Here is a 17,542-nt window from a genome sequence, read left to right as displayed (position 1 = left end):
GATTTTCCACCGCAACAACATAGGAATCAGCATGAAAACTGTTGGCGATAAGCTCGAACCTTTCAAGGTCGCTGGCGTCAAGCCCGGCTTCAATCAGCACGAAGAAAACGGTGTGTCCGCCTTTGAAGACATCACCGAAAGCTCGTTCCCCGGCAAGTGGAAGGTCATCTACTTCTACCCGAAGGACTTCACCTTCGTGTGCCCGACCGAAATCGTCGGCTTCAACAAGCTGGCCAAGGATTTCGAAGACCGCGACGCCGTCCTGCTGGGCGGTTCGACCGACAACGAATTCGTCAAGCTGGCCTGGCGCCGTGAGCACCCGGACCTGAACAAGCTGGGTCACTACCAATTCGGCGACACCACCGGCGCCCTGGTTGACCAACTGGGCATCCGCGAGAAGTCGGCCGGCGTTGCGCTGCGCGCCACCTTCATCGTCGATCCCGACAATGTCATTCAACACGTCTCGGTGAACAACCTGAACGTGGGCCGCAACCCGGAAGAAGTGCTGCGTCTGCTGGACGGTCTGCAAACGGACGAACTGTGCGCTTGCAACCGCAACGTCGGCGGTGCGACGCTGTAAGAAGTGCGAAGGCCTGGGACTCCTATGGAGTGCACAGGCCGCCCCGAGCCGGTTTGCCGGCTCGGTTTCCAGAGCCCGGTCAGCCGGGCTTTGATAGCCCTGGATTATAGGTAAAAACTATGGAATTCATTCAATCCATCAAGGAACTTGTGCCGGACTGGGCCAAGGACATCCGCCTGAATCTGGATTCGGTGATCGGCCGTTCCACCCTGTCGGCGGAAGATGCCGTCGGCGCCGCTCTGGCCGCCGCCTTTGCCGCGCGCAGCCCGGTGCTGGTTGAAGCGTTCAAGTCGGGCCTGTCCGAAACGGACGCGAATGCCGCGTTGACCGCCGCGTCGCTCATGGGCATGAACAACGTCTGGTATCCCTACGTGGAGATGTCGGGCGACGCCCAACTGAAGGGCCTGCCGGCGCAATTGCGCATGAATGCCTACGCGACCAGCGGCGGCGTGGAGAAGAAGCGCTTCGAACTGTTCGCGCTGACCGCTTCCATCATCGGCAAGTGCCATTTCTGCGTGCAGTCGCACTATGCGCTGCTGAAGCAGGAAGGCTACAGCACCGAGCAGTTGCGTGACGTCGGCCGTATCGCCGCGGTCGTGAACGCTACCGCCCAGGTGCTGGCCGCGCAGGGTAAATAAAGGGCCCTCGGCCCCTTGGGCTCTTCGCTCAGAAAAGCCAGATCATGGCGCCCCTCCGGGGCGCCATGGGCGCATCAGACCCGTGCCAGCAGCGTCACCACGGTGGCCGCGATGCCTTCCTTGCGGCCCAGATAGCCCAGGCTTTCGTTGGTCTTGGCCTTGACGTTCACAACGTCCGCCGCAATACCCAGATCGGCAGCGATATTGGCCACCATGGCCGCGGCATGCGGCCCGATCTTGGGTGCCTGCGCATGCACCGTCGCGTCGACATTCACCACCTGCCAGCCGGCCTCGGCGACCTTGCCCATGGCAGCGCGCAACAGCACCCGACTGTCGGCACCCTTGTAGGTGGGGTCGGTATCCGGGAAGTGGCGGCCGATGTCGCCCAGGCCGGCCGCGCCAAGGACGGCGTCCGTCACCGCGTGCAGCAGCACGTCGGCGTCGGAGTGGCCCAGCAGACCATGGCTGTGCGGAATGGTCACGCCGCCGATGATCAACGGCCGCCCCTCCACCAGCGCATGTACGTCGAAGCCTTGTCCCACGCGGAACGGGATAGTCATAACCATTTTTCCATCAAGTCGAAATCATCGGGCCAGGTCACCTTGAAATTGCGCATGGCGCCTGGGATCAGCAAAGGGGCATGGCCGGCCGCTTCCAGGGCGGAGGCCTCGTCGGTGACCGGAACGCCGTCACGAGCGGCCGCCCGCAGGGCATCGGCCAGCATGCCGGCACGGAACATCTGCGGCGTCTGCGCCAGCCACAAGCCGTCGCGGTCGACGGTGCGGGCCACGCGCACGCGCGCGGGTGCGTCCGCATCCGCATCCGCATCCGTGCGACCACCTTTGACGGTGTCGGCCACCGGCAGCGCCAGCAGGCCGCCGACCGGGTCGTCCAGGCAGGCGTCGATCAGGCGCGCCAGGGCGTCGGCGGGCAGGCCTGGGCGGGCGGCGTCGTGGACAAGAATCCAGTCGTCCGCCGCCGCGCCGCTGTCGGCGAGGGCGTTCGCCACGGTGCCGGCACGACTATCCGCGCCGCAGTACCGCAGGACGGTGCGGGGCAGGCCGGCCAGCGCCTGCGCCGCCCAGGGGTCATCCGGCGCCACGGCGACACGGACCTCGCGGATACGCGGGTCCGCCAGCAAGGCCATCACCGCATGCCGCAGCATGGGTTCGCCCCGCAACAATCGATATTGTTTGGGCAACGGCCCCGTGGGCACGCCCATTGCACCTGCGGCGCCAGCGGCCTGTCCATCCACGGATTTCGGCGCCCCGGCGGGCAAATGCCCCCCATCGACAGCGCGTAGAGCACGGCTGCCGATACCGGCGGCGGGAACGAGAGCAAGAAGAGATACGGACATAGGCCGGAGATTTTATAATCGATCCCCACATGTCAGCTGAATCCTCCTCCACAATCGCGGCCCCCACGGCCCCCCTGGTCCCGGCGACCGCTACTTTGCTTGCGGCACTCAAACCTGGCACCCGCTATGCGCACCCGCGCCCGCCGGGCTCCGGCGACGCCTGGCTGCTGGCCGACCTTGCCCGCCAGGCCGGGCGTCCGCTGGTCATACTCAGCGCCGATCCCCTGGAGGCCCAGCGCCTGGCCGAGGAAATCCACCTCTTCGCCCCGACCCTGCGCGTGCGCCAGTTGCCCGACTGGGAAACGCTGCCCTACGACGCTTTCTCGCCCCATCACGACCTGATCTCCCAGCGCCTGCAGACGCTGGACGCGCTGATGCACCAGGCGGTCGACGTCCTTACCGTGCCGATCACCACGGCGCTGTACCGGCTGCCGCCGCCCGCCTTCATGGCGGCGTACACGTTCTCCTTCAAGCAACGCGACAAGCTGGACGAGGCCGCGTTGCGGGCCCAACTGACGCTGGCCAACTACACCCACGTCACGCAGGTCACAGCGCCTGGTGAGTTCTGTCTGCGCGGTGGCCTGATCGACCTGTTCCCCATGGGTTCGATCGTGCCCTATCGCATCGACCTGTTCGACGACGAGATCGAATCGATCCGCGCCTTCGACGTCGACACCCAGCGCAGCCTGTACCCCGTCAACAACGTGCAACTGCTGCCGGGCCGCGAATTTCCCATGGACGAAGACGCGCGCAACCGCTTCCGCGCGCGCTTTCGCGAACTGTTCGAAGGCGACCCTTCACGCGCCCTGCCCTATCGCGACATCGGCGCGGGTATCGCCTTCGCGGGTGTGGAGTACTACCTGCCGCTGTTCTTCGACGAAGTGGCCACCCTGTTCGACTATCTGGCCCCCGGCACCATCACGGTCACCCTGGGCGATATCGAAGAGGCCATGCGCCGCTTCAACCAGGACACCACCAGCCGCTACGAGTTTCTCAAGAGCGATCGTGAACGCCCCGTGCTGCCGCCCCCCAGCCTGTTCCTGGACGGCGAGGGCCTGTTCGGCCATCTGAAGCAGTTCGAACGCCTGGCGCTGACGGCCGATGCCGCGCATCCGGACATCGGCCCCGCGCCCGACGTGGCCGTCACGCGGCGCGCCGACGATCCCGTCAGCCGCCTGCGCGCCGTGGTCGACAGCGGCAAGTGGCGCGTGCTGCTGTGCGCGGACTCGGCCGGACGGCGCGAGACCTTGAGCCAGATGCTGGCCGAGTTCGACCTGCGCCCCGACGCCGAGCCGGCCTCGATCGACGATTTCCGTGCCAGCCACGCCGAGCTGGCCCTGATGCCCGCGCCCTTGACCGCCGGCTTCAGCCTGCCGGGCGAGCGCGTTGCCCTCATCACCGAAAACGACCTGTACCCCGGCCAGACCGCCACGGGCCGGCGCGGCCACCGCGCCCAGGAACGCGCCAGCAACGTCGAAGCCATGGTGCGCGACCTGTCGGAACTGCGCGAAGGCGATCCGGTGGTCCATGCCCAGCACGGCATCGGCCGCTACCACGGCCTGGTCAACATGGACATGGGCGAAGGCGTGATGGAGTTCCTGCATCTCGAATACGCCAACGGCAGCACCCTGTACGTGCCGGTGTCGCAGCTGCACGTCATCGCGCGCTACAGCGGCGCCGATCCCGACGCCGCGCCCCTGCACCAGCTGGGTTCCGGGCAATGGGACAAGGCTCGCCGCAAGGCCGCCAAGCAGGTGCGCGACACCGCCGCCGAGTTGCTGGACCTGTACGCCAAGCGCGCCGCGCGTGAAGGCTATTCCTTCAAGCTGCCCCTGAACGATTACGAAGCCTTCGCGGAAGGCTTCGGTTTCGAGGAAACCGTCGACCAGTCGGCCGCCATCCAGGCCGTGATCCTGGACATGACCTCCGGCAAGCCCATGGACCGCCTGGTGTGCGGCGACGTCGGCTTCGGCAAGACCGAAGTGGCGTTGCGCGCGGCCTTCCTGGCCGTGGCCAATGGCAAGCAGGTCGCCCTGCTGTGCCCCACCACCCTGCTGGCCGAGCAGCACGCGCAGACCTTCAGCGACCGCTTCGCCGATTGGCCCGTGCGCGTGGTGGAGCTGTCGCGCTTCCGCTCGGCCAAGGAAATCAGCGCCGCCATCCAGGGCATCAACAGCGGTGGCGTGGACATCGTCATCGGCACCCACAAGATCCTGTCCAAGGATGTCCAGTTCAAGCAATTGGGCCTGGTCATCATCGACGAGGAGCACCGCTTCGGCGTGCGCCAGAAGGAGGCGCTGAAGTCCCTGCGCGCCGAAGTGGACGTGTTGACCCTGACCGCCACGCCGATTCCGCGCACCTTGGGCATGTCGCTGGAAGGCATACGCGATTTCTCGGTGATCGCCACCGCGCCGCAGAAGCGCCTGGCCATCAAGACCTTCGTGCGGCGCGAGGACGGCAGCACCATCCGCGAAGCCTTGTTGCGCGAACTCAAGCGCGGCGGCCAGGCTTACTTCCTGCACAACGAAGTGGAGACCATCCACAATCGCCGCGCCCGCCTGGAAGAACTGGTGCCCGAAGCGCGTATCGCCGTGGCCCACGGCCAGATGGCCGAGCGCGAGCTGGAACAGGTGATGAAGGGCTTTTATCAGCAGCGCTACAACGTGCTGTTGTGTACCACCATCATCGAAACCGGTATCGACGTGCCCAGCGCCAATACCATCGTCATCCATCGCTCCGATCGCTTCGGGCTGGCGCAGCTGCACCAGTTGCGCGGGCGCGTCGGCCGTTCGCACCACCAGGCCTATGCGTATCTGCTGACGCCCGGCGAGGACGCCATCACCACCAACGCGAAGAAGCGGCTGGAAGCCATTCAGGCCATGGAAGAGCTGGGTTCCGGTTTCTACCTGGCCATGCATGACCTGGAAATCCGCGGCACCGGCGAAGTGCTGGGCGATTCGCAGTCGGGCAATATCCAGGAAGTGGGTTTCTCCATGTACACGGAAATGCTCAACGAGGCGGTGCGCGCGCTGAAGGCAGGTGAAGAACCGGACCTGGACGCGCCCTTCAATTCCGCCTGCGAGGTCAACCTGCATGCCCCCGCCCTGCTGCCCGCGGATTATTGCGCCGACGTGCATGCCCGCCTGGCGGTGTACAAACGCCTGTCGCATGCCCAGGACGACGACGAGCTGATCCGCATCCAGGAAGAGCTGATCGACCGCTTCGGCAAGCTGCCGGAAGCGGCCACTACCCTGCTGGCCACGCACCGCCTGCGCCTGGGCGCCGTGGCCTTGGGCATCGTCAAGATCGACGCCAGCGAGAGCCAGGCCTTGGTTCAGTTCGGTCCCAAGCCGTCGGTGGATCCCTTGCGGATCATCGAGCTGGTGCAGAAACAGCGTCACATCAAACTGGCGGGTCAGGACAAGCTGCGGGTCGAGATCAAGGGCCAGCAGGTGCCGGCGCGGGTCGAAGCCGTGCGTACCGTGCTGCGGGCCCTGGCTTGATCTGGCCAGGCACCAGACTTACGACCGGGCTTACGACCAGACCTACGACCCGGCTTATCACTTAACTTCACTTTTCTACCTATCCATGACGATCCACCACCTGGTCCTGCAATCGCTGTCCCTCTCGGCTGAACAGACCGAACAAGTCGCCGCCCTGGCGCAGGCCCAGGGCCTGCAACGCATCAGCGCCACCGCCGCGCGCCTGCTCGACGTGCAGACCGACGACGCCACCCGCGCCGAAGTGCGCGACTGGTGCGACCAGAACGGCATCGACCAGGCTTTCGTGCCCAAGGGCAGCCGCCTGGCCGATTGCAAAGTGCTGGTCATGGACATGGATTCGACCCTGATCAACATCGAATGCATCGACGAGATCGCCGACATCGCGGGAGTCAAACCCAAGGTCGCGGAGATCACCGAGGCCGCGATGCGCGGCGAGATCACGGACTTTTCCGAAAGTCTGCGCCGCCGCGTTGCCCTGCTGGCCGGCCTGTCGGCGCGCGCGCTGGAACAGGTGTATGTGGAACGCCTGCGCCTGAATCCGGGCGCGGAACGCCTGATCGAGACGGCGCAGGCGGCAGGCATCAAGGTGATGCTGGTGTCGGGTGGCTTCACCTACTTCACCGACCGCCTGCGGGAGCGCCTGAAGCTGGACAACGCCCAGGCGAACAATCTGGAAATCGACAACGGCGTGCTGACCGGCAAGGTCCACGGCGACATCATCGACGCCCACGGCAAGGCCGTGCGCCTGCGCGAATTCGCGCGCCAGCACGGCGCGGCGCCGGAACAGATCATCGCGATGGGCGACGGCGCCAATGACTTGAAGATGCTGGGCGCCGCCGGTTGGTCCGTGGCCTACCACGCCAAACCCATCGTCCGCGAACAGACGCGCTACGCGCTGAACGTGTCGGGGCTGGACGGCGTGCTGAACTGGTTCGAAGGCTGAGCGCGGCGGGACGCGGGGCCGGTTTCATCCGGCAGAGTCGGGGCCGCTCCATCTTGTAGCAGGCGCACGGAGGACGGTCAGCTGCCGGACCTCCGCATCAGAACAGTGGTCTTGCCATCAGGCGGGATCACGATGAAGTGCCCGGGGTCATGGCGCGCGTGCGCCTTGCCGCGGGCGTCATTGAACAGGCGTCCCACCTTGGCCAATCCACGGGCGTCAGGCCGGCTGACCAGGAAGAGTTCGGCCCCTTGTTCACGCAGTTCACGAACCGTCACTTCCATCTTTACCCAGTGGGCATGGTCGCTGGTTTCCGGGCCGGCGCTTTCCCATTGCGACACCAGGGCGCAGTTCGGCGAGACATCCTTGGCCTTCACTTTGGGCGGTTTGAACCAGGCGCTGTTTTCCCGATCCTGCAACGCCGCAACGGCATCATCGGCGGAGGTGACAGTGGTGGCGGATTGATCCATCTGGGTGGGCCCCAGCACGGCCTTGATCAGGGTGACGTGCAACACCCATTTCCGGTGATCCAATATTTTCGTGTCGCCGTCCTGCCCACGCAGGGGAACCTGGAGGCCCGGCTGACCATGCTGAGCCACGCTGCCTCGCGGCACCCATCGAAACAGGCGGTCTTCATCGCGCAGGTGCGCGACGTTCTTTGGCGCATGCGTCGCTGCATAGACGCTGCGCGCCTGCTTCGGCAGTTGTTCGATGCCCCTGGGCTGGTTCCAGAACGCCGCGAACGCGGTGGCGTCGCGCCAGCTGGGCGAGATGAAGGCGCGCGCGGCGTCGTCCGCTCCGGCCGCCGCCGCCGGCATGCCGGCACGCCCCGCGCGGCCCTGCCCCGGCGCGCTGCGGATGAGCCGCGCCTCCGTGCCCGACGATCCAGACGCCGCCAGAAGTCCCGGGCGCGTCGGCACGCGGCGCGAAGTAGCCTGCGGCCCCGGCCGCATCGGACCGTCGGCGACCGTGGCGTCATGCAGCACACCGCCCGCGGAAGCGGGCGTTGCGGCGGTGATTGTGCTGTACATAGGCCGTCCTATTCAGTGTCAGATCCTGGATCTCACGCAAGCGGAAGGGAGTTTTGTGAGGGACAGGCCCTCACGCCCCTTCAACGCCACTGCGGGGGGAGCTTGTGAGGGGCGGAGCCCCTCACAAAAACATCCTCCGCAACCGCGGAGACCTTGATTGGCAATAGGTGGCGGCGGCCGGCCGGGAGTTGCTCTCGCACAAAACCCCGTGCCGGCAAAGGATTCACGCTTTTCTGACTATCAAACCTCGGTCCATTCCCGCAGCAGGTTGTGATAGTGATTCGTCAACGCAAGGGTGTGCTCGGTCTCCCCGTGCTGCGCGCGCAGGGCCTGGATGGTCTGGTCCAGTTCGAACAGCATCTGCCGGCGGCCATGTTCGCGCACCATGCTCTGGATCCAGAAGAAGCACCCGGTGCGCTCACCACGCGTGACCGGCGTCACGCAATGCAGGCTGCTGGCGGGATACAGCACCAGGTCGCCGGCGGGCAGCTTGACCGCATGCTCGCCATAGGTGTCCCGCACGGTCAGCTCGCCGCCCTCGTAGTCGTCGGGATCACACAGGAACAGCGTGGCCGACAGGTCGGTGCGCAGCCAGCCGGGCGCACCGGGAAACGTGCGCACGGCGCCGTCCACATGAAACCCGTAGGTCTCCGCCGACGCATACTTGTTGAACAGCGGCCGCACGGTGCGCAAGGGCAAGGCGGCGGAAAAATAGGTGGGATTGCGGGCCAGCGCACGCAGGACCACGTCCGACAAGGCCTGCGTCAGTTCGGCGTTCTCATCCAGCTGGCGATTGCGCTTCACACCAGCGCCCTGCGTGCCCACGGTCGCCCTGCCGTCGATCCAGGGCGCGGCATCGAGCCGTTGCCTAAGCTCCCGCACTTCGTCGGGCTGCAGGATCTGGGGTATGTGCAACATCATGGCAATTGCCTCGTAAAGAAAGCGGGCCGGCCCCGTTATCGCCGTCCCAAAACAGCACCGCCAGAAGCGGTCCGAGGGGATTCCCCACGGCCCCCCTTCCGGCGGTCAGGCCAGCCTTGGATCCGAACGATCAGAAGTGGATGTTCGCCGTCAGCAGCACGGTGCGCGGGGCGCCCGGGAAGTAACGATATCCGCTCTTGTTGATCGACGCCACATAGTCCTTGTTGAACAGGTTGTAGACGTTGAACTGGAAGTCCAGGTTCTTGTTGACCTGGTAACCGGCCATCGCGTCGAACACCCAGTAGGACTGCACGTGGTCAGGCGTACCCACCGCCCCGTCCGTGCCGCGGTCCATGCTACCCACGTAGCGCGCGCCGCCGCCCAGGCGGAAGCCGTGCGGCAACTGGTAGGTGGTCCATGCCGAGAACGCGTGCTTGGGCGTGTAGCTCAGGTTGTTGCCGCCGTTCTGCGTCACCGACGGACCGTTATCCACGGTGGCGTTCTGGATCGTGTAGCCCGCCGTGGCCGACCAATTCTCGGTGAACTGGCCCGCCAGCCCCAGTTCCAGGCCTTGCACCTTCTTCTTGGCGGTCTGCGAGATCGTGCCATCCGATTCGGTCTGCACGTCGTTTTCCACTTCCGTGCGGAACAGCGCGGCGGTGGCCAGCAGATTGCGGTTGAAGAATTCCCACTTGGTGCCCAGTTCGGCCGTCTTGGCCTTCTGCGGCTTGAAGTCGGGGCTGTTGGCGTTGGCGCCGTCGGCCGCCAGGGTGAAGGTCGAGCCACCCGGGGGTTGTTGCGACACGCCGTAGTTGACGTAGACGTTGCCGTTGGGCGCCACGCGGAACAGCGTGCCCAGCTTCCAGTCGACCAGGTTGCCCGACGCCTTGGTGTCGATCGTGGTGATCGGCGATCCGGTGGGCGCGCCGGCGCAAGGCACGACGGTGCGGCCCGTGCCGCCGCAAGCAGTGGCGCTGTCGTAGGTCGTGCGGTAGTGGTCCAGGCGGATGCCGCCGTTGATCTGCCACCAGTCGTTCATCTCCACCGTGTCGAAGATGTAGGCGGCGACGGTGTCGGTCTGGGCGTGGGCATCGGCGCCGTTGGGGTGGATGCCCATGGCGCTGACGCTGCTGTCCGGGTTGTACAGGCTGACGGCCGGCTCCGTCGCGGCGGACAGGCCGTAGTTGTACTGGGTCTCCCGCGTGAGTTCGAAGCCCGCGCTGACGTCATGCTTGAGCGAACCGGTATTGAACTTGGTCGTCAGGTTGGTCTGGTTGGTCAGGATGCGGTTGCTGACATTCTTCAGCGTCGGGGAACGCGCCACGTACAAGCTGTCCAGGTCGTTGGTCCGGATACCCGGCTGCAGACCCGACGTATAAGGCGACGACGGCGCCGACACCAGGAAGGACGTCAGCAGGTAGTTTTCCTTGGTCCGGGCCCAGCGCGTGGTGTTGCGCAGGGTGGTGTTGGCGTTGAAGTCGTGTTCGAACTTGATCGTCGCCATGTCCGTGTCCACGTAATCATGGTCGGACGTCGTGCCGTAGAAGTTGTTGGTGTCGACGCGGGGCGCGTTGTTCATCCAACCCAGCGCGGCGCTGGGCGCGCTGTAGCCGGGCAGGCCCACGGTGGGAATGCCGCCGTCCGGCACGTTGGTCTGGCGCACGTGCATGAAGTTCAGGTACACGCGGTTCTCGGTACCCAGGCCCCAGGCCAGCGCCGGGGCGATGCCCCAGCGATTGTTTTCGATCTGGTTGCGGCCGGCCTGGTCGGAATCCAGTCCCATGACGTTCAGGCGGAAGGCCGAGGTATCGCCCAGCTGGCGGTTCCAGTCCAGGGTGCCGCGCTTGTAGCGGGCGCTGCCGATACCGGTGCTCAGGTCGAAGCTGTCTTCCAGCTTGGCCTGCTTGGTGTTCAGGTTGATCGAGCCGCTCGGCGCGCTGCGGCCGTAGTCGGAGCCCGACGGGCCCTTGATGACTTCCACCGATTCGGTGTTGAACATGTCGCGGCGCACGGACGCGGTGTCGCGGATGCCGTCGATGTAGATGCTGTTCGACGTATCGAAGCCGCGCAGGTAGATGGTGTCGCCGGTGTTGGTCGAGCCGTTTTCGCCGGCGAAGAAGGTGCCGGCGCCTGCCACGTTGCGCATGGCTTCGGTCAACGTCGTGGCTTGCTGGTCGCGCATGGTCTGCTGGGTGATCACCTGCACGGTCTGGGTGGTGTCGACCAGGGGCTGGGTGAACTTGGGCGATTCCAGCTTGTTCGCCTTGTACTCATTGCCGCTATCGCCGGTGGTCTTGACGGGGGCCAAGGTGGTGGCGGTGCTCGGCGGCGTGGCGGTCTGCGCCAGGACCGGGGCGGCCTGCCCCAGCATGACGGTAGCGAGAACGGATGCAGCGGCGGTGCTCACGGCGCTGCTTTGGCCTAGCGCCCTTGCCGGCGCTCCCTTGCGATTCTTTATATAGGTCATGGGGGCTTTCTTAAAATGATAACGACAATGATTCTTATTTGTTTGTGCCGTGAATCATACATAGGCGCTCGCGCGCACACAATCTTCACAAAGATAAATTTTTCGTTCAGATGGGGCTTCGTGTCGAAATCGCCACAAGTGGCCGAAGGCGCTGAAGCGTCAGGATTTCTTAAGGTTTTGTTTTGTGGGTGTGGGTGCCCCCACCGGCGGCGAGGTAAGCGCGCGCCCCGGGGGGCGCGCGGCTTCATGTGGTGCCGAGCCTCTTGTGAAGCAGTGGGGAGTGACGGCACGCCTGTAGCTCTGGGGCGCTCCGCCCAGCAAAAAAGCCTCGCTCCCTGCCGGCCCGCAGCAACAGGAATGCGACACCTTGGGGCGTGGGGCGTGGGGCGTGGGGCGGCGTGGGGCTCGGGGCTCGGGGCTCGGGGCTCGGGGCTCGGTGCTCGGGGACTCGGGGACTCGGGGACTCGGGGGCTGGGGGGCTGGGGGGCTGGGGGGAGCCCCCTAGAGATAGAAATAGCCTTGCCATTGCCGGGCCACGGCAAAAGGGGCGTGGCGCCGGGGGCTTGGGGGGAACCCCCAAATAGAAAAACAAAAAGCTTCGCCTTCCGTCAGGAAGGCGAAGCCTGGGTTGGGGCTGAAGCCCCATTACTCCGGGTATTGCGCGGCGGGACCAGAAGCCGAAGCCCTCAGGCTTCAGTCGCCCCCCGCCCATGTTTCTTGCGCAGATAGCGAATCACAAACCCGGGATATCCGAGCACCAGAAACAGACACAGCGCGATGGCATAAAACTGCCAGCCTTGCGGGAAAGGATTCCCCAACGCCGACTCGAACGCAAAGCCGATCAGCCCCACGACGACGTAGAACACCAGCACTTCGACCATCCGCAGCCAGAACGGCTTGACGGCCGGCGTCCCACCCTGCCGCCAGGCGAACAGGGCGAACACGCGCTCGTTAAGAAAGGGAAGATTGGCGCTGACCGCGGCAAGCGCGATCAGCAACCATACGGCAAGCGTCTGGTTCATCGGGAAACGACGATGACGGACATGCCGCTCAAAGACCCAGCGACGTCTGGATCGCGTGGATGCAGGCGGCCATCAAGCCACCCGGCAGCAGACCCAGAACCAGCAGCAAGGCACCATTGATCGACATCAGGCCACGCTGGGCGCAGGTCGCGCGCAGCGGTTGCGCTTCACCCACGGGCTCGTCGAAGTAAACGACCTTGACCACGCGCAGGTAGTAGAAGGCGCCAATCAACGAGAACATCACGGCGATGACGGCGATCGTCACATGACCCGCCTGGATCAACGGCTGCAGCACAGCCAGCTTCGCGTAGAAACCGACAGTAGGCGGCAGACCCGTCAACGACACCATCAGCAGCAGCACGATGAAAGCGTGCCACGGGCTGCGGCGGTTCAGGCCCTTCAGGTCGTCGATCTTGTCGCACTCAAACCCATCGCGCGACAGCAGCAGCACCATGCCGAAGCTGCCCAGCGTGGTCAGCACGTACGTGATCATGTAGAACAGCGCGGCGCCGTAGGCATTGGCCGAACCTTCACGGCCGGCAACCACGCCAGCGCTCAAGCCCAACAGCACGAAGCCCATGTGCGAGATGGTCGAATACGCCAGCATGCGCTTGAAGTTCGTCTGGGCAATGGCGGTGAGGTTACCGATGGCCAGCGACAACACCGCCAGGATCAGCAACATCGGCTGCCAGTCCGTGGCCAGGCCATGCAAGGCCTCGACCAGCACACGCAGCGTCATGGCGAAGGCGGCCAGCTTGGGCGCGGCGCCCAGCAGCAGCGTCACGGCGGTGGGCGAACCGTCATAGACGTCCGGCACCCACATATGGAAAGGCGCGGCGCCCAGCTTGAACGCCAGGCCGGCGACGATGAAGACCACGCCAAACACCAGGGCCAGCTTCTGCGCCTTGCCGGCGGCGATGACTTCGCCGACCTGTTGCAGGTCCAGATGCCCGGTCGCGCCGTAGATCATGGACATGCCGTACAGCAGGAAGCCCGACGCCAGCGCGCCCAGCACGAAGTACTTCATGGCCGCCTCGGTCGCCGTGGCGTCGTCGCGACGCAGGGCAATCAGGGCGTACAGGGCCAGCGACATCAGTTCCAGGCCCAGGTAGATCGACAGCAGGTTACCCGCCGAGATCATCACCATCTGGCCCAGCAGGGCGAACAGCGCCAGCACGTAGAGCTCACCGCCGCGCAGCATGTCGCGGCTTTGCGAGTAGATGCGGCCGTAGACCAGCGTGACGCCCACGGCGATGTAGGACGCGATCTTCAGCAGATGGCTCAGGCCATCCGCCACGAACAGGCCGTCGAAGGTCCGGCCGCTTACGCCGTTGCTCCACTGGACCGCGGACACGATGGTCAGCACCGCCAGCGTCGCCAGCGACACCAGATAGGTGAAGAAGCGCGTCGGGTGGTCGCTGACCGCATCGATCAGCAGAACGACCGCACCCATCACCAGCAGGATGATCTCAGGTGCCGCCAAGGCAAAGTCGAATGAGGTTTGCATAGGGGTCTAAGTCTTACAGTTTCGACACGGCGACGTGTTGCAGCAGGGCCTCGACCGATACGTGCATGACGTCGGTAAAGGGCTTGGGATAGATACCCATGTACAACACGAGGATGGCCATCAAGCCCAGGATCAGGAATTCGCGGCGGTTGATGTCCGTCAGTTCACGCACATGATCGTTGGCGATTTCACCGAAAGCCACGCGCTTGACCATCCACAGCGAGTACGCCGCGCCGAAGATCAGGGCGGTGGCGGCCAGCAGGCCGATCCAGAAATTGTGCTCGACCGCGCCCATGATCACCATGAATTCGCCGACGAAACCGCTGGTGGCCGGCAGGCCGCTGTTGGCCATGGAGAACAGGACGAAGAAGGTCACGAAACGGGGCATCGTGTTGACCACACCACCGTAGTCGGCGATGCGGCGGCTGTGTACGCGGTCGTACAGCACGCCGATACACATGAACATCGCGCCCGACACGAAACCGTGCGAGATCATCTGCACGATCGCGCCTTCGACGCCGGCGGTGTTGAAGATGAAGAAGCCCAGGGTGACGAAGCCCATGTGCGCCACGGACGAATACGCCACCAGCTTCTTCATGTCTTCCTGAACGATGGCGACCAGGCCGATGTAGATCACCGCGATCAGCGACAGCGTGATCATCAGACCCGCCAGGCTGTGCGCGGCATCCGGCGCGATCGGCAGCGAGAAGCGCAGGAAACCGTACGCGCCCAGCTTCAGCATGATCGCCGCCAGCACGATGGAGCCGCCGGTCGGCGCTTCCACGTGGGCATCCGGCAGCCAGGTGTGCACCGGCCACATCGGCACCTTGACGGCAAAGGCCGCCAGCAGCGCCACGAAGACCAGGATCTGCGGCGTCATGCCCAGCTTCAGGTTCTGCCAGGTGACGATGTCGAACGAGCCGCCCGACGCATTCCACAGGTAGATGAAGGCGATCAGGGTCAGCAGCGAGCCGAGCAGCGTGTACAGGAAGAACTTGAAGGCCGCGTAGACGCGGTTCGCACCGCCCCACACGCCGACGATGATGTACATCGGGATCAGCGTGGCTTCGAAGAAGACGTAGAACAGCAGGCCGTCCAGCGCCACGAACACGCCGATCATCAGGCCGGACAGGATCAGGAACGCCCCCATGTACTGCGACACGCGGTTGGTGATCACTTCCCAGCCGGCCAGCACCACGATGATGGTGATGAAGGCGGTCAGCAGCACGAACCACAGCGAGATACCGTCAACGCCCAGGTGGTAGTTGACATTGAAGGAGGAGATCCAGGACGCCTGCTCGACGAATTGCATGGCGGCCGACGACGAGTCGAAGCCGGTGTACAGGGGGATCGTCACCAGGAAACTGACGATCGCGCCGGTCAGCGCCAGTCCGAGCGTCAGGCCGCGCTTGTTGTCGCCGCCCAGGGCCAGCACCAGCAAGCCGAAGACGATGGGCACAAAGACCGCGAGCGTAAGCCAGGGGAAAGTTTGGGATGCCATCTCGCTAGCCATTATTGGGGAATCAGAACGAAGAAGGTCACCAGGGCCACGATGCCGATGATCATGGCGAAGGCGTAATGGTAGATGTAGCCGGACTGCAGGTAGCGGCTGACACCAGCCACCCAGCCCACCAGCCTGGCGCTGCCGTTGATGATCACGCCATCGATGAGGCCGCGGTCACCCGCCTGCCACAAGCCGCGGCCCAGGCAGCGCGCGCCACGCGCGATGACCTGCTCGTTGAACCAGTCGACGAAGTACTTGTTCTCAAGGATGCGGTTGACGAACGACAGGCTGCTGTAGATCTTGGCCGGAACCTTGGGATTGATCAGGTAGCAGTACCAGGCGACCACCGCGCCCGCCACCACCAGCCAGAACGGCAGCGTGGTGAAGGCGTGCGTGCCGAAGGCCACCCAGCCGTGCCACTCTTCCGCCAGTTCATGCATGGCCGGATGTTGCGGCAGCACGCTGATGACGCCGTTGAAGTACTTGCCGAACAGCATCGGATCGACCACCAGCGCGCCGATGACGACGGACGGAATGGCCAGCAGGATCAGGGGCAGCGTGACGACCCAGGGCGACTCATGCGGGGGGCCGCTGTGATGGCCGTGGTCGTCGTGACCATGATCATCGTGACCGTGCGCATCATGGCCATGGGCGTGATCGTCATGACCGTGGCCATGCGCGTCCGCATGCGTATCGAAACGCGGCTTGCCGTGGAAGACCAGGAAGTACACGCGGAAGGAGTACAGCGAGGTGACGAACACGCCGATCAGGGTGGCGTAGTGGGCGAAGCCCGCGCCCCAGACATCAGCGGCGCCGGCGGCCTCGATGATGTGTTCCTTCGAGTAGAAGCCCGAGAAGAACGGCGTGCCGACCAGGGCCAGGGTGCCGATCAGGAACGTGATCCACGTGATGGGCATGTACTTGCGCAGGCCACCCATGTTGCGGATGTCCTGATCATGGTGCATGCCCATGATGACCGAGCCCGCGCCCAGGAACAGCAGCGCCTTGAAGAACGCGTGGGTCATCAGGTGGAAGATGGCCACCGAGTAGGCCGACGCGCCCAGCGCGACGGTCATATAGCCCAGCTGCGACAGCGTGGAGTAGGCCACCACGCGCTTGATGTCGGTCTGGATGATGCCCAGGATGCCCAGGAACAGCGCGCCGATGGCGCCGATCACGATGATGAAGGACAGCGCGGTATCCGAGTGCTCGAACAGCGGCGAGAAACGCGCCACCATGAAGATACCCGCGGTCACCATGGTCGCCGCGTGGATCAGCGCCGAGATCGGGGTCGGGCCTTCCATCGAGTCCGGCAGCCAGGCATGCAGGGGCACCTGCGCCGACTTGCCCATGGCGCCGATGAACAGGCAGATACACGCCACCGTGATCATCATCCAGTCGGTGCCGGGGAAGGTCAGGCCGGCCAGCTTGTCGGCTTGCCCGAACACGTCGCCGTACTGCATCGAACCGGCGTAGTGGAACAGCAGGCCGATACCCAGCACGAAACCGAAGTCACCCACCCGGTTGATCAGGAAGGCCTTCATGTTGGCGAAGATGGCGGTCTTGCGGGTGTACCAGAAACCGATCAGCAGATAGGACACCAGGCCCACGGCTTCCCAGCCAAAGAACAGCTGCACCATGTTGTTCGACATCACCAGCATCAGCATTGAGAACGTGAACAGCGAGATGTAGGCGAAGAAGCGCTGGTAGCCGGGATCGTCGGCCATGTAGCCGATGGTGTAGATGTGCACCATCAGCGACACCGAGGTCACCACGACCATCATCATGGCCGACAGCGGATCGATCAGGAAGCCGATGTTCAACGGCGTATTGCCGATCATGCTCCAGGTGTAGACCACACCGTCGAAGCGATGGCCGTTGAGCACGTCGCCGAGCACCACGAAGGCGCCGATGGTGGAGATCAAAACACCGAGGATGGTGATCAGGTGCGCGCCGCGGCGTCCGATGGGACGGCCCAGGAAGCCGGTGCCAAACAGGCCGGCCAGAATGGCGCCTGCCAGCGGCGCCAGCGCGATGAGCAGGTACAGATTGGGTGAGCTAGACATTTTTTT

General features: G+C 64.7%; 13 protein-coding genes. 4 read left to right on the top strand and 9 right to left on the bottom strand.

Translation table 11 applies throughout. The features are described 5' to 3' along the window. The first annotated feature begins 31 nt into the window (after nucleotides 1–31). Together ASB57_RS00900 and ASB57_RS00895 are read left to right on the top strand one after the other, a co-directional pair. Nucleotides 32–580, top strand: a complete 549-nt coding sequence (locus ASB57_RS00900) for a peroxiredoxin (RefSeq protein ID WP_057649753.1) — start codon at nucleotides 32–34, stop codon at nucleotides 578–580. Nucleotides 581–699: 119 nt separating this feature from the next. Then, nucleotides 700–1,218 carry a carboxymuconolactone decarboxylase family protein gene (locus tag ASB57_RS00895; RefSeq protein WP_057649751.1) on the top strand — a complete coding sequence of 173 codons (519 nt, stop codon included), beginning with the start codon at nucleotides 700–702 and terminating at the stop codon, nucleotides 1,216–1,218. Nucleotides 1,219–1,292: 74 nt separating this feature from the next. Here ASB57_RS00895 and ispF read toward each other — a convergent pair whose 3' ends face one another. Both ispF and ASB57_RS00885 read right to left on the bottom strand, forming a co-directional pair. Beyond that, nucleotides 1,293–1,778 (bottom strand): 2-C-methyl-D-erythritol 2,4-cyclodiphosphate synthase, encoded by a 486-nt coding sequence (gene ispF / locus ASB57_RS00890; protein ID WP_057649750.1) that lies wholly within the window; start codon nucleotides 1,776–1,778, stop codon nucleotides 1,293–1,295. Beyond that, a complete protein-coding gene (locus ASB57_RS00885; protein ID WP_082621285.1) occupies nucleotides 1,775–2,575 on the bottom strand; it encodes a 2-C-methyl-D-erythritol 4-phosphate cytidylyltransferase in 801 nt (266 codons plus the stop codon). The genes ispF and ASB57_RS00885 overlap by 4 nt, the downstream gene beginning before the upstream one ends. A gap of 29 nt (nucleotides 2,576–2,604) precedes the next feature. Here ASB57_RS00885 and mfd point away from each other — a divergent pair, with 29 nt between their 5' ends. Together mfd and serB are read left to right on the top strand one after the other, a co-directional pair. Next, entirely contained in the window at nucleotides 2,605–6,078 is a 3,474-nt protein-coding gene (gene mfd, locus ASB57_RS00880) for a transcription-repair coupling factor (protein WP_057649747.1), read from the top strand. Nucleotides 6,079–6,163: 85 nt separating this feature from the next. Beyond that, nucleotides 6,164–7,021, top strand: coding sequence for a phosphoserine phosphatase SerB (serB, locus tag ASB57_RS00875; RefSeq protein WP_057649744.1), 858 nt, complete (start codon nucleotides 6,164–6,166; stop codon nucleotides 7,019–7,021). 77 nt (nucleotides 7,022–7,098) lie between these two features. Here the strand turns inward: serB and ASB57_RS00870 are convergent, their stop codons facing one another. From ASB57_RS00870 to nuoL, 7 genes are all read right to left on the bottom strand, one after another. Then, a complete protein-coding gene (locus tag ASB57_RS00870) occupies nucleotides 7,099–8,049 on the bottom strand; it encodes a hypothetical protein (RefSeq protein ID WP_057649743.1) in 951 nt (316 codons plus the stop codon). Nucleotides 8,050–8,289: 240 nt separating this feature from the next. After that, nucleotides 8,290–8,970: a Fe2+-dependent dioxygenase gene (locus ASB57_RS00865; protein ID WP_057649741.1), complete on the bottom strand. Its 681-nt coding sequence runs from the start codon at nucleotides 8,968–8,970 to the stop codon at nucleotides 8,290–8,292. Nucleotides 8,971–9,100: 130 nt separating this feature from the next. Then, on the bottom strand, nucleotides 9,101–11,437 hold the full coding sequence (locus tag ASB57_RS00860; protein WP_057649739.1) for a catecholate siderophore receptor Fiu: 2,337 nt from the start codon (nucleotides 11,435–11,437) through the stop codon (nucleotides 9,101–9,103). 686 nt (nucleotides 11,438–12,123) lie between these two features. Next, nucleotides 12,124–12,459: a DUF2818 family protein gene (locus ASB57_RS00855; protein ID WP_057649737.1), complete on the bottom strand. Its 336-nt coding sequence runs from the start codon at nucleotides 12,457–12,459 to the stop codon at nucleotides 12,124–12,126. A gap of 28 nt (nucleotides 12,460–12,487) precedes the next feature. Beyond that, nucleotides 12,488–13,966 carry an NADH-quinone oxidoreductase subunit NuoN gene (nuoN, locus tag ASB57_RS00850; protein WP_057649735.1) on the bottom strand — a complete coding sequence of 493 codons (1,479 nt, stop codon included), beginning with the start codon at nucleotides 13,964–13,966 and terminating at the stop codon, nucleotides 12,488–12,490. Nucleotides 13,967–13,979: 13 nt separating this feature from the next. Then, nucleotides 13,980–15,467 carry an NADH-quinone oxidoreductase subunit M gene (locus tag ASB57_RS00845; protein WP_057649732.1) on the bottom strand — a complete coding sequence of 496 codons (1,488 nt, stop codon included), beginning with the start codon at nucleotides 15,465–15,467 and terminating at the stop codon, nucleotides 13,980–13,982. A gap of 11 nt (nucleotides 15,468–15,478) precedes the next feature. Beyond that, a complete protein-coding gene (gene nuoL / locus ASB57_RS00840) occupies nucleotides 15,479–17,536 on the bottom strand; it encodes an NADH-quinone oxidoreductase subunit L (RefSeq protein ID WP_057649730.1) in 2,058 nt (685 codons plus the stop codon). Nucleotides 17,537–17,542: the final 6 nt, after the last annotated feature.

Source organism: Bordetella sp. N (assembly GCF_001433395.1).
Classification (GTDB): domain Bacteria; phylum Pseudomonadota; class Gammaproteobacteria; order Burkholderiales; family Burkholderiaceae_B; genus Bordetella_C.
Note: the sequence above shows the minus strand (reverse complement) of the source record. Positions and strands in the feature narration are given on the sequence as shown.

Excerpts from the sequence above, each read along its gene's own strand:
- ASB57_RS00900 (WP_057649753.1), top strand. The coding sequence starts at position 32 with ATGAAAACTGTTGGCGATAAGCTCGAACCTTTCAAGGTCGCTGGCGTC.
- ASB57_RS00895 (WP_057649751.1), top strand. The coding sequence starts at position 700 with ATGGAATTCATTCAATCCATCAAGGAACTTGTGCCGGACTGGGCCAAG.
- ispF (WP_057649750.1), bottom strand. The coding sequence starts at position 1,778 with ATGACTATCCCGTTCCGCGTGGGACAAGGCTTCGACGTACATGCGCTG.
- ASB57_RS00885 (WP_082621285.1), bottom strand. The coding sequence starts at position 2,575 with ATGTCCGTATCTCTTCTTGCTCTCGTTCCCGCCGCCGGTATCGGCAGC.
- mfd (WP_057649747.1), top strand. The coding sequence starts at position 2,605 with ATGTCAGCTGAATCCTCCTCCACAATCGCGGCCCCCACGGCCCCCCTG.
- serB (WP_057649744.1), top strand. The coding sequence starts at position 6,164 with ATGACGATCCACCACCTGGTCCTGCAATCGCTGTCCCTCTCGGCTGAA.
- ASB57_RS00870 (WP_057649743.1), bottom strand. The coding sequence starts at position 8,049 with ATGTACAGCACAATCACCGCCGCAACGCCCGCTTCCGCGGGCGGTGTG.
- ASB57_RS00865 (WP_057649741.1), bottom strand. The coding sequence starts at position 8,970 with ATGATGTTGCACATACCCCAGATCCTGCAGCCCGACGAAGTGCGGGAG.
- ASB57_RS00860 (WP_057649739.1), bottom strand. The coding sequence starts at position 11,437 with ATGACCTATATAAAGAATCGCAAGGGAGCGCCGGCAAGGGCGCTAGGC.
- ASB57_RS00855 (WP_057649737.1), bottom strand. The coding sequence starts at position 12,459 with ATGAACCAGACGCTTGCCGTATGGTTGCTGATCGCGCTTGCCGCGGTC.
- nuoN (WP_057649735.1), bottom strand. The coding sequence starts at position 13,966 with ATGCAAACCTCATTCGACTTTGCCTTGGCGGCACCTGAGATCATCCTG.
- ASB57_RS00845 (WP_057649732.1), bottom strand. The coding sequence starts at position 15,467 with ATGGCATCCCAAACTTTCCCCTGGCTTACGCTCGCGGTCTTTGTGCCC.
- nuoL (WP_057649730.1), bottom strand. The coding sequence starts at position 17,536 with ATGTCTAGCTCACCCAATCTGTACCTGCTCATCGCGCTGGCGCCGCTG.